At 37.0% G+C, this 16,012-nt stretch carries 13 protein-coding genes and 4 tRNA genes; 16 read left to right on the top strand and 1 reads right to left on the bottom strand.

What is annotated here, in order from left to right:
- The first annotated feature begins 325 nt into the window (after positions 1-325).
- The 13 genes from K9B36_RS13555 (at position 326) to rlmH (ending at position 10,588) form a co-directional block, all read left to right on the top strand.
- A tRNA-Lys gene (locus K9B36_RS13555) sits at positions 326-401 on the top strand.
- A gap of 4 nt (positions 402-405) precedes the next feature.
- Positions 406-480 (top strand) — tRNA-Glu (locus tag K9B36_RS13550).
- 31 nt (positions 481-511) lie between these two features.
- A tRNA-Asp gene (locus K9B36_RS13545) sits at positions 512-587 on the top strand.
- 208 nt (positions 588-795) lie between these two features.
- Positions 796-868, top strand: a tRNA-Phe gene (locus K9B36_RS13540).
- 289 nt (positions 869-1,157) lie between these two features.
- The gene (locus K9B36_RS13535; RefSeq protein WP_223702759.1) at positions 1,158-2,648 is read left to right on the top strand and encodes a peptidoglycan DD-metalloendopeptidase family protein; all 1,491 of its coding nucleotides are present in this window, start codon (positions 1,158-1,160) and stop codon (positions 2,646-2,648) included.
- A gap of 276 nt (positions 2,649-2,924) precedes the next feature.
- Positions 2,925-3,626, top strand: a complete 702-nt coding sequence (yycF, locus tag K9B36_RS13530) for a response regulator YycF (protein WP_223702758.1) — start codon at positions 2,925-2,927, stop codon at positions 3,624-3,626.
- Positions 3,627-3,631: 5 nt separating this feature from the next.
- Positions 3,632-5,467: a cell wall metabolism sensor histidine kinase WalK gene (gene walK / locus K9B36_RS13525; protein WP_223702757.1), complete on the top strand. Its 1,836-nt coding sequence runs from the start codon at positions 3,632-3,634 to the stop codon at positions 5,465-5,467.
- On the top strand, positions 5,464-6,786 hold the full coding sequence (locus K9B36_RS13520; protein ID WP_223702756.1) for a YycH family regulatory protein: 1,323 nt from the start codon (positions 5,464-5,466) through the stop codon (positions 6,784-6,786). The genes walK and K9B36_RS13520 overlap by 4 nt, the downstream gene beginning before the upstream one ends.
- Before the next feature lies 1 nt (position 6,787).
- Positions 6,788-7,576 carry a two-component system regulatory protein YycI gene (locus K9B36_RS13515; protein ID WP_223702754.1) on the top strand — a complete coding sequence of 263 codons (789 nt, stop codon included), beginning with the start codon at positions 6,788-6,790 and terminating at the stop codon, positions 7,574-7,576.
- Between the two features lie 6 nt (positions 7,577-7,582).
- On the top strand, positions 7,583-8,377 hold the full coding sequence (locus tag K9B36_RS13510; RefSeq protein ID WP_223702753.1) for an MBL fold metallo-hydrolase: 795 nt from the start codon (positions 7,583-7,585) through the stop codon (positions 8,375-8,377).
- A gap of 106 nt (positions 8,378-8,483) precedes the next feature.
- The gene (locus K9B36_RS13505; protein ID WP_223702751.1) at positions 8,484-9,713 is read left to right on the top strand and encodes a S1C family serine protease; all 1,230 of its coding nucleotides are present in this window, start codon (positions 8,484-8,486) and stop codon (positions 9,711-9,713) included.
- 157 nt (positions 9,714-9,870) lie between these two features.
- Positions 9,871-10,026 (top strand): CxxH/CxxC protein, encoded by a 156-nt coding sequence (locus K9B36_RS13500; protein WP_317889878.1) that lies wholly within the window; start codon positions 9,871-9,873, stop codon positions 10,024-10,026.
- An 82-nt stretch (positions 10,027-10,108) separates the two neighbouring features.
- Positions 10,109-10,588 carry a 23S rRNA (pseudouridine(1915)-N(3))-methyltransferase RlmH gene (gene rlmH, locus K9B36_RS13495; RefSeq protein WP_223702748.1) on the top strand — a complete coding sequence of 160 codons (480 nt, stop codon included), beginning with the start codon at positions 10,109-10,111 and terminating at the stop codon, positions 10,586-10,588.
- Here rlmH and K9B36_RS16990 read toward each other — a convergent pair.
- Positions 10,532-12,244 carry a recombinase family protein gene (locus K9B36_RS16990; protein ID WP_223702746.1) on the bottom strand — a complete coding sequence of 571 codons (1,713 nt, stop codon included), beginning with the start codon at positions 12,242-12,244 and terminating at the stop codon, positions 10,532-10,534. The genes rlmH and K9B36_RS16990 overlap by 57 nt on opposite strands.
- A 261-nt stretch (positions 12,245-12,505) precedes the next feature.
- On the opposite strand from K9B36_RS16990, the gene K9B36_RS13485 reads away from it, so the two are divergent.
- The 3 genes from K9B36_RS13485 (at position 12,506) to K9B36_RS13475 (ending at position 16,005) form a co-directional block, all read left to right on the top strand.
- The gene (locus K9B36_RS13485; RefSeq protein ID WP_223702744.1) at positions 12,506-14,017 is read left to right on the top strand and encodes an RES family NAD+ phosphorylase; all 1,512 of its coding nucleotides are present in this window, start codon (positions 12,506-12,508) and stop codon (positions 14,015-14,017) included.
- A 374-nt stretch (positions 14,018-14,391) separates the two neighbouring features.
- Positions 14,392-14,583: a hypothetical protein gene (locus K9B36_RS13480; RefSeq protein ID WP_223702742.1), complete on the top strand. Its 192-nt coding sequence runs from the start codon at positions 14,392-14,394 to the stop codon at positions 14,581-14,583.
- Positions 14,584-14,910: 327 nt separating this feature from the next.
- A complete protein-coding gene (locus K9B36_RS13475; RefSeq protein WP_223702740.1) occupies positions 14,911-16,005 on the top strand; it encodes an SAVED domain-containing protein in 1,095 nt (364 codons plus the stop codon).
- The last annotated feature ends 7 nt before the right edge of the window (positions 16,006-16,012 follow it).

The raw sequence follows: 16,012 nt of genomic DNA, 5'->3' as shown, positions 1-16,012 counted from the left end.
CTAAAACAGCTTTGGAAAAAGAGGAGATTATTTCTTTAAAATCTATTGCTTTACTCTAAACAGGTATGCTATTATTAAAAACGTCGTTAAAATAGTAGTTTGGTAGACAGGACGTCGTACAAAAATAAATGCAACAACTCATCATATGTGCCATTAGCTCAGTAGGTAGAGCACGTTGAATAAGCTGCGAAGCGAAGCATCAGCGTACTCGTTGAAAAGCATCTTGAATCCTCTAGCAGAAACGAGGACGTCGTACAGAATATGCTTCTTCGAATGATTAAAGGTTCATAGAACTTTGAAAAATAAATGCAACTACTCATCATATGTGCCATTAGCTCAGGAGGTAGAGCATCTGACTTTTAATCAGAGGGTCGAAGGTTCGAATCCTTCATGGCACACCATTTAGGCCCATTGGTCAAGCGGTTAAGACACCGCCCTTTCACGGCGGTAACACGGGTTCGAATCCCGTATGGGTCACCATATCTTTTTTGACAAGTAGACATACAGTTTAGGTCCCGTGGTGTAGTGGTTAACATGCCTGCCTGTCACGCAGGAGATCGCCGGTTCGACCCCGGTCGGGACCGCCATTTTATATTTACTAGCTTTAATTGTAAAACATTTTTACAACATACATATTTTATCAATACTACCTTTCATTACGGCTCGGTAGCTCAGTCGGTAGAGCACGTTCGAATAAGCTTCGAAGCAACTCTACAGCGCACAAATTTTTGAACTTTAAAATTTGGGTGATCTTACGAAGATCAAAACAATATTATCAATACTACCTTATATTACGGCTCGGTAGCTCAGTCGGTAGAGCAATGGACTGAAAATCCATGTGTCGGCGGTTCGATTCCGTCCCGAGCCATCGTAAAAAGCATTGTAGTTTCCTGATTAGTGGGAAATACAATGCTTTTTTATTATTCATTATGTAAGGACAAGGTCCTATTTACCCTAACTAAATAAGGAAAATCTACTAAAAAGCGCCTTTATGTGACAGTAATAATACATTTATGTTACATCTTTTGTTCTAGTATTCTATTCTTTTACAGATTTATGGTATGGTTGAGTAGTCGAAAAAATTAGATGGGTATCGATATACCTATAAAACTATTTGTTTCTTTAAGTTAAGGGAATGGAATCAGGGGGATTTATCCATGATCACGCAATTTAAGTCTATATATAGTACATACACAAAAAAACTAAATATTAAACATAAATTAAAAGATAACCGCATTTCTTCTTTCACTAAAAAAACAGTAGGAATGGCCATAGTTGCAGGAACACTGTCACTTGGTGCAGTATCTGTAGGCGCAAATGATAACTCTCTGTTAAGCACAATTTATCATATCTATCTTGATGGAGAACGTGTGGGTGCAGTGGATGACAAAAAAGCTCTAGATGAGGCTATTGAAGCAAAGATTGAATCTATAAAGAAAGAATATAAAGGTTTGGAACTTACTACGGGTAATAGTTTATCTGTAATCCCGGAGAAGGTTTTCAGACCATCAATGAAGAATAATGATATCCTTGAAAAGGTGACAAAAGACCTGGAAGTACAAGCAAGCGCTTCTGTTATCACCATTGATGGGGAAGTTGTAGTTGCGTTAAAGAACAAAGAAGATGCTGAAAAAGTAATAAAACAATTAACATTAGAATTTGTTTCAGAAGATCAGTTAAAAGAGTTAGAGCAAAGCAAAAAAATAGATGAAGAGCTGCCACCTATTGAAGTTGATCAGACTCGTATATTAGACGTTATGATTAAAGAAAAAGTTTCATTTTTAGATAAAAACATTAACCCTGAAGAAGTACTTTCTGTAGAAGAGGCTGTAAGCTTCCTAAAAAAGGGTGCGAAAGAAGAGGAAGTTTACATGGTTGGTGAGGGGGATGTCCTGGGCGATATTGCACAGAAGCATGATTTAACCTCCCAAGAATTATTAGCATTAAATCCAGACATTGCGGAAGATTCGCTATTAAAAATCGGTTTAACCTTGAATGTTACCGCGCTTAAGCCTTTTGTTAGTGTAATAGTGGAAGAAGAATCTTCAAAGAATATAGAAGTACCATATGAGCAAGAAGTAGTAGAAGACGAAGATCTACCTAAAGGCCAAACGAAAATCAAGCAGCAGGGTGTGAATGGTGAGAAAAATGTACACTCTATTGTAACCAAAGAAAATGGCGTGACAATTAAAACGGAAATTACCCAGGAAGAACTAGTAAAAGAACCTGTTAAACATATTGTGGTAAAAGGAACAAAGGTCATTGCCTCACGCGGGAATGGATCCCTTGCATGGCCCGCTGTTGGAGGATATATTTCTAGTAAAATGGGGCATCGTTGGGGGAAAATGCATAAGGGTATTGATATCGCTCGACCAAGTGATCGTACAATAAAAGCTGCAGACAACGGGATAGTAGAATCTGCAGGATGGGATGGAGGTTACGGCAATAAAATCGTAATTAACCATCAGAATGGTATGAAAACAACTTATGCTCACTTAGCTTCGATTGACGTATCAGTAGGTCAAACAGTAGCAAGTGGCTCAAAAATTGGTGTGATGGGAACAACTGGTCAATCGACAGGAGTTCACTTGCATTTTGAAGTATACGTAGACGGACAATTAAAGGATCCGTTGCAATACTTAAACTAACCTATGATAGACCCAAACCTCTAGCACTCACTTAATTGCTAGAGGTTTTTATTTACTTTAACTGTTCCATATAGGATGATGATACTCAACTAAGCAGTCCCAGTCAGAACTTCGGTTTTTCTCCTTCATTCACGAGCGTGTTAGAGAAGTCCTGGCTGCTATCGCTTCTCTATATTAGATGCTTTAAGACGAGTAACATGGTAAAGTATTTAGTATAAAGTGTTTTTAATAATTATAATGTTTACTGATAGATTGATTTGATAGGAGCGGATAGCGATGGAAAAGAAGATTTTAGTTGTTGACGATGAAAAGCCAATTGCTGATATATTAAAGTTCAACTTACAAAAAGAAGGTTATGATGTATATTGTGCTTATGATGGCGAAGAAGCAATAAGTAAGGTTGAAGAAATTCGTCCGGATTTAATTCTATTAGACATCATGCTCCCTCAAAGAGACGGCATGGAAGTTTGCCGCGAGGTAAGAAAGAAATATGAAATGCCTATCATTATGCTTACAGCGAAGGATTCAGAAATAGATAAAGTGTTAGGCTTAGAGTTGGGTGCCGATGATTATGTAACAAAACCATTCAGTACACGTGAGCTAATTGCACGAGTGAAAGCCAATATGCGCAGGCACCAAAATAAAGGAAATGAAGTGGATGAACCTTCGGAGATTCCTATTGGATCACTAATAATCCATCCAGATGCATATATGGTAACAAAACGAGGCGATATGATTGAGTTAACGCATCGTGAATTTGAACTTCTCCACTATTTAGCAAAACATATCGGACAGGTAATGACGCGTGAGCACCTCTTGCAGACGGTTTGGGGATACGATTATTTCGGTGATGTGCGTACAGTAGACGTTACAGTCCGTCGTCTTCGCGAGAAAATTGAAGACAATCCTAGTCACCCTACTTGGATTGTAACAAGAAGAGGAGTTGGCTATTACCTGCGTCAATCAGAGCAGGAATAATTCTCATGAAAAAAGTTGGTTTCTTTCGATCGATTCACTTAAAGTTTGTGTTAATTTATGTGTTATTGATTTTAATTGCGATGCAAATAATTGGTGTGTATTTCGTCAGTAAGGTCGAAAGGCAGCTGGTCGATAATTTCTCAACATCCTTACAAGAACGTATTCAATTACTTGCTTATAGTATTGAGCAGGAAATAAAAAAGCCGCGAGATGATACGACCCCTAAACTAGAAGAGGATATCCGAACCGTGCTACAGGATATTACGATGGAAGATATTTCAGAGGTCAGAGTCATTGATAACAAAAGTAAAGTATTGGGAACTTCTGATCCTTACAATCAGGCCAGAATGGTAGGGAAGAGGACGACCGAGCTTTCTATTAAACGAGCCCTTGTTGTGGGATCGCCTTCAGAAAAAATAGCGATTGATCCGAATACAGGGTACAGAATGCAACTTATAGTAGCCCCCATCAAAACAAATAGTCAAGAAATTATTGGTGCTATTTATTTAGAGGCTTCTATGGAAGATGTTTATGGACAGATGAGGCAAATAAATAGTATTTTTACCACTGGAACAATCCTTGCACTGGCCGTGACAGCAGTCCTAGGGATACTGCTAGCGCAAACTATCACAAGACCTATGTCAGATATGAGGAAGCAAGCACTGGAAATGGCGAGGGGTAATTTTTCTCGTAAAGTTAATATATACGGAAATGATGAAATAGGGCAATTAGCACTTTCCTTTAATAACTTAACAAAAAAATTGCAGGAAGCCCAAGCAACAACTGAAGGAGAGCGGAGAAAGCTAAGTTCTGTTCTATCACATATGACGGATGGAGTTATTGCAACAGATCGCAAAGGTAGAATTATTCTTATCAATGAACCTGCTTTAGGGATGATTAATGTTTCACGTGAAACAGTTCTGCAAAAACCAATTGTTGAAGTGCTAGGAATTGATGAGTCTCATACCTTTGAAAGTTTAGTATCAGAACAGGAATCTATCATTTTAGACTTTAGTTTGGAGGATAAACCCCTCATATTGAGGGCGAGCAATTCTATTATCCAAAAAGAGACAGGGTTTATTAATGGTTTGATTACCGTTTTACATGACATAACAGAACAAGAAAAGATAGATCATGAAAGACGTGAATTTGTAGCAAATGTTTCACACGAGCTAAGAACTCCTTTAACAACAATGCGAAGCTACCTAGAAGCCCTTGCGGAAGGGGCTTGGAAGGATAAAGAAATTGCTCCGAAGTTTTTGGATGTAACGCAAACAGAGACGGAGCGAATGATCCGATTGGTAAATGATCTCCTGCAGTTATCAAAAATGGATTCTAGGGATTACCGATTTAATAAAACTTCGGTTGAATTTATAGAGTTTTTTAATAAGGTTATTGATCGTTTTGAACTTTCTAAGTCACAAAAGGTCACATTTGTTCGAGATTTACCGAATCAAGAGGTATTTGTATCTTTAGATGGGGACAAGATTACGCAGGTGTTGGATAATATCATATCAAATGCAATGAAATATTCACCTGAAGGCGGCACCATCACTTTTTCCGTTCATATTGAGGAAACCAATCAAATTCTCGTAAGTATCAGCGATCAAGGAGTTGGTATTCCTAAAGCGGACTTAAACAAAGTGTTTGAGCGTTTTTATCGAGTAGATAAAGCACGTACTAGGATGCTCGGAGGAACGGGACTGGGGTTAGCAATAGCCAAAGAGATGATCAATGCTCATGATGGTGATATTTGGGCATCGAGCCAAGAAGGTAAGGGAACGAAGATTTTCTTTACCCTTCCAATAACACAAGTGGAACAAGAGGATGAATGGTCATGAAATATGAAAATTTAAAATCCTTAATATTAACCATACTGGTTCTCTCAAGCCTTGTGCTGACATGGAATTTATGGACCTACCAACCAGATCTTGATTATATTCATAATGAGGAACTGTTGCGAGAAGTAGAAATAAGTGAAAAGCTAGAAGTGAAGAATATTATTCGACCAACAAAAATGCTTTTTCACTATGAAGGAACTCATTATGGTACGAGCAATAGCCAGGAGATTTCGCGATTTATTAAAGAGATGGAAAAATGGAGCTTATATGACATAGAGAATATTTCCACATCAATAGAGCAAGAGAGATTTACTTCTTATATGCACACAAGTGGAAAAATGGAAGTAGTTTTCCCTGCAGAAGTTCCATTAGAGACGCTTAGACATGTAATTGGATTGAGCGAGGAAGAAATTCCAAGTGTTTCGATCGACCGAATCTTAATAGACATCAATAGTCAAGAGAGTGATCCGGTTATTTCCCTGGTTAACTATGATAATCGCAGAGTATATACGGCAAAGGTTAATAATATGTCTATTTCCTCTTTGAAAAATAGTTTTTATCAACCTGCTGCAACATATGAGGAGTATGTAAGCATTCAACCGGAAGCAGACCGCTATATATTTGTGCCTGAAGGACCGGTAGAGATCACTCAGTTGCATTACATTTCCAATCCTATTAGTCCAGAGGAATTTAAGGATGCTCTTTTTAATGCGGTAGTTACAAAGGATCGAATGTCAGTGGGTGAAGTTTATACCGATGGACAGAGGATTATGAGTGTGGACCGCAATTATTCTTTATTACAATATGTGAATACCGTAAATGCGGAATTGGGCAATTCCCCTGACTTGAATGTCATTGAAAGTAGTATTGATTTTGTGAATGAGCATAGTGGCTGGACTCGGGATAAGTATCTTTTCGCTGGTCTGGATCAGTCTGGACTTGATGTTGAAAAGGCAGTGTTCCGTTTATACGTTGGTGATTATCCAGTTTTTAATCGTGAAGGACTTTCTGAGATTTCCCAAGTTTGGAGAAATAATGAGGTTTACAGTTACACGCGTCCTATATTTGAGTTAAGAGTACCTATTACTACGGAACAGAAAACGATTGTTCTGCCCTCTGTTACAGAAGTAAAAAAGGAATTAATGGATCTTTCTAATTTTGATTTTAAAATGTTGAAAGATATTGGGATAGGTTATAGGTTGAAACGGGATATAGGTAACCAGGGTGTCTATATTCTTGAACCGATTTGGGTGTACCAAGATAATAACGGATGGTTTGAATTGGCATTTCAAGATAATGCAGAATCAGGGGGAATGTAAGATGGATTGGAGTAAAACAAAAACCATTTTCATTATTACATTTCTCCTGTTAAATATTTTCTTGGGAATGCAAATTAGCGAAAAAAGGGACAACAATCGTTTAGAATTTATATCAGAAGCATCCATTGAAGAACAGTTTGTGGTCGATGAGATTTCGTACGGAGAACTTCCTAAAAGTCCTGTTAAAGAGAGCTATATAAGTGGGAAAAGCTATCGCTTTACCGAAGAGGACGTTACAAAATTAGTGGAAAAAGAGCAGATGGCGGAAATTGTTCAGGAAACCAAAATTGTGGGAATGTTTAAGGAACCGATACCTGTTTCAGAAACAAATCTAACCACACAAATGAATCAGCTTTTAAAGGACCAGATTCTTTATGGCAATCAATATACTTTTTGGGGTTATAGCGAAGAATCCAATACACTTACTTTCTTTCAAAACCATAATAATGAGCTGATCTATAGTAATGAAAGTGGAATGCTTAGACTTATGTTAGATGAAGAGAACAACATTCTTTCCTATGAACAAACGCTCATAACAGAACTAGAAGAAATGGATGAAGCGAAAGAACTAATTACAGCCTTTGATGCATTAGAAAACTTGTACAATTTTAACGAGTTAACACCAGGAAGTGAAGCAAAAGTGGAGTTTGGATATTTTACACTAGTCCAGTACGCAAATTCACATGTCTTGACACCAACCTGGCATATTGTCGTGAACGATGAGCAAGATTTTTTTGTCAATGCATTTGAGGGACAGATTATACGAAAAGAAAACAGAACATTGGAGTGAAGTGACATGAGCCTGCATTTTAGCGTGCTTGCCAGTGGAAGCACTGGAAATGCAATTTATGTCGCAACAGAGGAGCATTCTTTATTAATTGATGCTGGTTTGAGCGGCAAAAAAATGAAAGAGCTATTTACGAAAATAGATAAAAAGATAGAAGACCTCTCCGGCATTCTGGTTACACACGAACACAGTGACCATATAAAGGGTCTTGGCGTACTTGCCCGTAAATACCATATTCCAATCTATGCAAACGAGAAAACTTGGAAGGCGATGGACGGTTTAGTTGGGGCCATTCCAGCGGATTTAAAATTTGGATTTGAAACAGAACGGGTAAAGTCATTTGGCGGCTTGGATGTGGAATCATTCGGTGTTTCCCATGATGCGGCCGAGCCGATGTTCTATGCCTTTCATCAAGGAGATAAAAAGATTGTCGTCATCACTGACACAGGGTACGTGAGTGATCGCATGAAAGGCATTATTTCTAATGCGAATGCATACGTCTTTGAAAGCAACCATGATGTTCAAATGCTGCAAATGTGTCATTATCCATGGAGCATTAAAAGAAGAATCTTAAGTGATGTGGGTCATGTTTCAAATGAGGATGCAGCACTTGCTATGGCAGATGTCATAGGAGATCAAACAAAGCGTATTTATTTGGCGCATTTAAGTAAAGATAATAACATGAAAGATTTAGCGAAAATGTCTGTTTCACAAACACTTGCAACAAGGGGTATTATCACCGGGGAGCAAGTGGAAATTTATGATACAGATCCTAATAATCCGACAGCGCTAACTTTCGTGTAAATTATCTTAGGCTTTTAGCGCCTTTCTTTTTGTCTGTTTTGCTTAAGATATTCCACGAAAGGCTTTTTGGAAGAGGATTTGCATTTCTAGAAAGGAAGGAAGATAAGTGGGATATTATGATCAACATGACCAATCAAAACAGTCTAAAAAGAAAAATAGAAGGGGAATCATTTTTCCAGGCCTTATTGGGCTTCTTTTAGGCGCCTTTCTTATTATGGTTGCCGTTCCCTCTCTTTCAAGAAACCTTACACCCGAACTAGAAGAAGCTAGAAGTGGACAAAGAGAACTAATACCAGAGCCAGGAGTGGCTGAAAATGCCGAAGTACGTAATGTTGCTGTAAACGTGGTATCAGGCGTAACAGAAGCAGTAGACGCCGTAGCAGAAGCGGTTGTTGGTGTTATTAACCTTCAACAGTCTTCTTTTTGGGATAATGAAGGAGGAGAAGCAAGTGCGGAAGGCGAAGCGGGAACAGGCTCTGGAGTTATTTATAAGAAAGAAAATGGTAAAGCCTATGTAGTGACAAACTTTCATGTTATTGAAGGGGCAAACCAAGTGGAATTAAGCTTAATTGATGGTACGAGGGTACCTGCAGAAGTGCTTGGGGTGGATCCTTGGACAGATTTAGCTGTCCTAGAGATGGAAGATGAGCTTGTTACAAAGGTGGCTGCCTTCGGGAATTCGGACAATGTTCGTACGGGGGAACCTGTCATTGCTATCGGAAATCCACTGGGACTTCAATTTTCAGGATCTGTGACGCAAGGAATCATTTCAGGAACAGATCGGAGTATTCCAGTCGATATTAATCGGGACGGTACCTTTGACTGGCATGCTGATGTGATGCAAACAGATGCTGCAATTAATCCTGGGAATAGTGGAGGAGCTTTAATTAATATTCAAGGAAAACTAATTGGAATTAACTCGATGAAAATTGCTCAACAAGAAGTAGAGGGCATCGGACTTGCCATCCCGGCAAATTCTGTCATACCAATTATCAATGATCTTGAACACTATGGAGAAGTAAGAAGGCCATACTTCGGTGTCAGTATTGGTTCATTGGCGGATGTTTCAAGTTATCATTGGAAAGAAACATTAAAGCTTCCTGATGAAGTGCAAGCAGGAGTATATGTTACAGAGGTAGCGTCCAACTCTCCTGCGGCTCAAGTTGGTTTACAAGAATATGACGTTATAGTGGAACTGGATGGGGAACCAATTCGAGATGTAATTGAATTAAGAAAGCATTTATATAATGAAAAGGAAATAGGGGAAAGCATGGAAGTAACCTTTTTCCGGGGTAAAGAAGTAAATACAGTGACAGTTAGGTTAAACAACGAGTAAACCTTAAGGGGGAGAAATCCTCCTTTTTTGTGTCTGGTAAGCTTTATTGGTATTGTAAAAGCAATAGTTAATGCGAAAAAGCCATTTATAAACATGTGGATAAGTGATATCTTTGTAGAGAGTTAAAGAAAATACAGCAAGAAAGGCTGGAGTTATTGTGAAATGTTGTTTGGAACATATAGAATTAGCGATGGAAATGTACATAGATGAACACGAAGAAGCACCTATATTAGAAATGGTACCAGAGGAAGATAAGTTATCCACACCCTGTGAATTCTGTAAAGAAAACGCAGTATATATGGTGGGGAACTAGTATTCGCATACTAAATGCGGTAGATAACTGTTGATATGTGGATAACTTTTGTGGATAAACTGTTTGCAAGGCGGGGATGACTGTGAATATCTCAATAATCACAATAGGAAAGCTAAAAGAAAAATACTTAAAACAAGGAATTGATGAGTACTTAAAAAGACTGGGAGCTTATGCAAAAGTGGAAATAATCGAACTTGCAGATGAAAAAGCACCAGAACAATTAAGTGAAGCAGAAATGGAGCAAGTGAAGCAAAAAGAAGGCGAGCGAATTCTCTCAAAAATCTCGGATGATACACATGTCATTGCCCTGGCAATCGAAGGGAAGCAGCGCTCATCAGAAAGTCTCGCAAAGGAAATAGATAAACTCGCGACCTACGGAAAGAGTAAAATTGCATTTGTCATTGGCGGATCCCTCGGATTAAGCGACCAGGTGATGAAACGTTCCAATGATACATTGTCCTTTTCGAAGATGACCTTTCCTCATCAGCTGATGCGTTTGATTCTGTTAGAACAAGTGTATCGTGCATTTCGGATTAATCGGGGGGAACCGTACCATAAATAGAGGCAAAAAAATCTGAAGATAAGATGGCATATTGTCTTTTGAATCAGGTTTTGAAGAGGAATTTTGCTCTGAATGATCTGATTCAAGATACAAGATGTGAATAAGTGTAAATGTTTTGGACAGATTGACTACGGAAAAGTCAAAATCGAGTTCTATTTTACCAACAGTTCGAGATCGACGGTCGAATTGTGTGATTGTTATCTTATTTATCAAAAGCTGAAAGAGTTGTTTTTTCCTTTCTCTTGTAGACTGTTGAAATGCTCTAACATATTTTTCTAATAAATGCCTGACTATATCTGGTGGTATAACTTTCGAGTCTGATGAGCTTAGTTGAATGCTGAGTTCATTTTTCTTTTGTTCTAAATCATTCTTCTGTTTAGCTAACTTCTGCAACCGTTCCTGTAATATGGAAACAGGGAAGAGATTTTGCTCAAATGCTTCCATATATTTATCTTGCATGGCTTGTGCTTCTTTGAGTTCTATTTCAATGATCTCTAACTGCTCTTTTAGTTTCATGTTTGTATGAACCGTGTCTTTATTAATATTTTCTATGGTTTGACTAAAGCCATCTGAATCTTTTAAGAAGGCTGTTATACGATTAATGACAGCATCTTCTGTATCGTAGGCTTTAATTGAATTTGCTTTACATACTGATGATCCTTTGTTGTGAAATACACCACAAACATAATAGCGATGTTTTCGTTTACTTCCATCTTTTCGAGTAGATGTAGTGATTGATGGAACCATACCTTGACCACAATCGGGACATCGAAGGATACTATTTAATAGGAAAGGCTCGTGGGACTGGCGCTGCTTAAAAGACTTACTCTGTCTACGGGCCTGGACTATATTCCAAAGCTCGTCGGTGATAATAGCTTTGTGTTTCCCATCGACTACAATAGGGTTCGCATTTTTGCCACGCCTTCTCTTTTTATCCCAGTTCTCAACTTGTAACCATCTTATTTTACCAACATAGATAGGATTATCTAATATTGTAGCAATACCATTGATTGAGAAGTGTCTGCCAAGCTTAGTTCGATATCCTTCTTTGTTTAAGTGATTAGCAATGGCTTTGAGACCTTTACCTTCTGCATATAAAGTAAAAACAAATTGAACAGTCTCTGCTTCTCTTGGATTAACAATAAGCTCTTTTTCAAAAGAGTCGTATCCGAAAACCACTCCACCATTCCAGCTACCTTCTTTAGCCCGTTGAGTCATGCCCAATTTGACATTCTCAGAAAGAGTATTTCTCTCCATTTCAGCAATGGATGCCATCAGTTGGACGACGAGTTTACCAATTGGACTCGAAGTATCGAAATTCTCCGAGTAGGAAATAAACTTTACTTCATATTCTTCGAACTTATCTAGTAGCACAAGAGTATCCAACATATTTCTTGAAAGACGTGATATCTTCCATACAAGTACGGCTTGGAATTTATCCTTTTCCACATCAGATATCATTCTTTGCATTGCTGGTCGGCCCTTTATATCCTTACCGCTAATCCCCTCATCAACATATTCTTCTGCTATCTGCCATCCATAAAGGTTTGCATATTGACGTAAGGTTTGCAATTGTGCAGAAATACTGTAGCCTTCAGTTGCTTGCTCTTCAGTACTTACACGACAGTAGATAGCGACACTTTTTATTTCATTCACTTTGTAATCTCTCCTTTAACTTTTGTAACAGTATTGGTAATAAAGGAGAAAAAAATCCGTTGTTTTATTTATAGAGTTTGTTTGATCAATGGTTTTAGAAGTTTCTTATATTAGAAAGGTTGGATAAAAAGTCGAGGTATGAAAAAAGATCTTAACTTCTTCTTTAATTTTGGTATTAGTATCGTTTGAATTTTATTCAACATATATAAATGATTTGATATTATAAAGACATGAAATATATTAATAATCGGAGTTGCTACAATGATTAAAAGAAGTAATCAAAACAATAAAGAAATGCTTAATTCAATTTCATTAATCTTTAATCAAAATAATCCAATTGTTGAAGTAACAAAGTCGTTAAAGATGATGGGCATTAGTCAACAAAATCCGCTGGTTGAAGCAACAAAGCCATTAAGGTTAATGGGTATTAGTCAACAAAATGCGCTGGTTGAAGCAACAAAGCCGTTAAGGTTAATGGGCATTAGTCAACAAAATGAGCAGGTTGAAGCAACAAAGCCGTTAAGGTTAATGGGCATTAGTCAACAAAATGAGCAGGTTGAAGCAACAAAGCCATTAAGGTTAATGGGTATTAGTCAACAAAATGCGCTAGTTGAAGCAACAAAGCCGTTAAGGTTAATGGGCATTAGTCAACAAAATGCGCTGGTTGAAGCAACAAAGCCATTAAGGTTAATGGGTATTAGTCAACAAAATGCGCTATTTGATGCAACGAAGCCGTTAAGGTTAATGGGCATTAGTCAACAAAATGCGCTGGTTGAAGCAACAAAGCCATTAAAGTTAATGGGTATTAGTCAACAAAGTGCGCTGGTTGAAGCAATAAAGCCGTTAAGGTTAATGGGTATTAGTCAACAAAATGGGCTGGTTGAAGCAACAAGGCTAATTTTACATATGGATAGTTCTTTGAAGAAATTTAATTCTTCTATACAATTTAAAAATCTGATACTTCCAACACAGACAGTCGAAAAATATTATCCCATGACTAACTCAAAAGAAGTTAAAAGTATTTTTGAAGGGATATCATCAAATACTTTTTCTGTTAAAAGTCAGATAAAAAATGACAGTATTAAAACAGTTATAATTCAAAGTGAAAATAAATTAGAAATTCCAATTAAGTCTGTTTTTAGTACAGTTGGAGCCACTGATTTATTAGGAAGTATTTCTAAAGAAGATATTCTTTCATTTTATTTATATTTATCTAGGTTTCCAATGCTTGGTGGGGAACATGAGGTTGGAAGAAGAATAATAGATGAAATAAACAAAGTAAAAACTATAGTACCGAAATGTGTTACCCTTTATAGGGCAAGGCCAAGGGATATAAAGAAACGAGCATTACCTTACTCACCAGAAGAGATGTTTACTGCTCCTTTTGGTCTGTCAAATCAAGGTAGGTATAATCTAGTTGGGCAAGGGGAGTTATATGCATGTAATAATAAAGAAGTAGCAATTATGGAGTGTGCTAAGGACAACCAAACCACAGTCGATGTAATAGAGTGGGAATTAAATGAAAATGTAAGTTTAATTGATTTAACAGATAAGGAATCTCCACTTGTACAGTATTGTAGTTTTAGTGCTGAGACTTCTTCAGGCCTAGAATATCTAGTACCAAACTTCATAGCACAATGTGCGAAAAGCAGAGGTATTACAGGAATAGTATTTCAAAGTACACAAGTAGAAAGTGCACTAAATTATGTCTTTTTTGATTATCAAAAGAATTGGTTTAAGACTATAAATTTTTATGAATTATTAACTGCTTAGTAAAATCATAATTATTGAAACTTCTTTCTAGATATCTTTCAAAATGAAACTATATAATAGAGCCTATATCTGATAATAAGTTACAAATAATTTTACTTAAAAAAAGGCACTTTCCAGTTGTATGGAACGTGTCTTTTTTGTCTGGGCTATAATTTTAGAGTAACCCTTTTAGTACACAGTAGACCTATACTGCCCATTAAATACCTTTATTTCAATTGACCCAATAATAATATTGGGAATTACAAGATAGGCCCTCTTATCGGATATATAATAAACCAAGGTTATTTCTATAAATAGGATATAAATATTTAATTGGAAAAATTAACTTTTATTGTTAAAATATATTTAAATAAAATATGGAATGGGGAATACATATGAGTAAAGTATATAAGTGGTCGTTTTACGATGTGGAGAATGATAGAGAATGGTTAGGTGATCTCCATTTATCTATTCCGCTTCCTCAAGTTGGAGAAACTATTAAACTAAGTAATAAAGTATATGAGATTTTAGTTCTTAATGGTGGACCGGCACCAGATATTACACATTGTGATGTCAAAAAAGTATAGGAGATAAAGGGTTCCATTACAGAATACTACTAAATAGATGAACGAACCATAAATGGCAAAATCCTTCAAAGAATATACCCCCCGTTCCCTCTTTGGCCGTAGAAGAGTGAAGAGAACTTACAACGTTCTGTAAGAAAATATCCTGAGATTAATAGTTCCCCCAGCAAAGCGCCTTTAAAAAGGGGCTTTTTCTTGCGCAAAAACAAACATCGGCCTGTAGGTAAAAACAATAGTTAAAACGAGCTCCATTACTAAAGGTAATAAATTAAAAATATTGTAAAATTTTGTTATAATTAAATAAACACATACAAAGAAAGCAGGAACTCTATGAGAAAAGAAGATTTGAAAAAGATATGGGTATACGAAGTCATTCCGATAATTAAGCATTGGGTTAGCTACTACAGAAAAAGAAAGCAGCGGACAGTCCCTCTGGCCCTTGGCATTTTTATATTAACTGATCTTAAATTGCTTCTCTCTAATTATTTTATAGGAATATATAACGATAGAAGCGTTTCGGGTATGGAGGTCCCCTTATTTCCTAGCTCAAGTATTTGGATAGAGATGGCTGGATTTGCTTTGGTAGTCTTTTCAATCTATCTATCTTTGCAACATGCAAAAGAGGCACAGATTACAGAACTCATCATCCTTAAGCATTCGTCCCTTTACGTAGCCGACCACAGCAAAGAGAACTTGGATTCTCAATCTATCTATTTGAATCAAATAGAAGAAATGAAGGAGGTATCCAAAGAAAACGTATTAGCAGCACTACAAAAACAATATAGGGCAAAAAAGCAATTCGATAAGTATAGTGAAGTTTATAATAAGAAGATTAAGGCTTATGAAGGCATTGCTCACATTCCATTAGTCTTTTTACTAGGGGTGCAATTGTCAGACAAGAAATATATTCGTTTTTTTGAATGGCGTAGACATGCTGGGGCGTGGAAAAGATTAAATCCATTTGGATTCACCTATCCTGAACTCTTATTGAAGGAAGAAAGCCCTACAGCTTTCCCCGATGAACTCAAAGAAGAAGTAGTCATAACTGTATCTCTTACCTTCAATATAAAAAATGAACAGTTTAGAGGCTGGGATTTAGACATCTGCGATAAGTACCATTTGCATTTAAAAGAAAGAAAACGAGATGCTATTGTTTCGGAGTTACAATTATCAACGTATAAGAATCAATTTCAAGAATTGATTGATACCATACATGAAAAATATCCGAACTTGAAAAAGATGCACATATTCATTTCCGCTCAACCGTCTTTAGTATTTACTTTAGGTAGTTGCATATCTACAAAAAATAATGCTGATACATGGGTTTATGACTACTACAAAGGTGTGTATCCTTGGAGATTGCTCATGCATAAGGAAAGCGAAGGGAACAGTGGTGTCGTTCAATTTCATGCAGAGAAAAATTAATGGAGGA

The sequence above is a fragment of the Sutcliffiella deserti genome, assembly GCF_020037475.1.
Lineage (GTDB): Bacteria > Bacillota > Bacilli > Bacillales > Bacillaceae_I > Sutcliffiella_A > Sutcliffiella_A deserti.
Note: the sequence above shows the minus strand (reverse complement) of the source record. Positions and strands in the feature narration are given on the sequence as shown.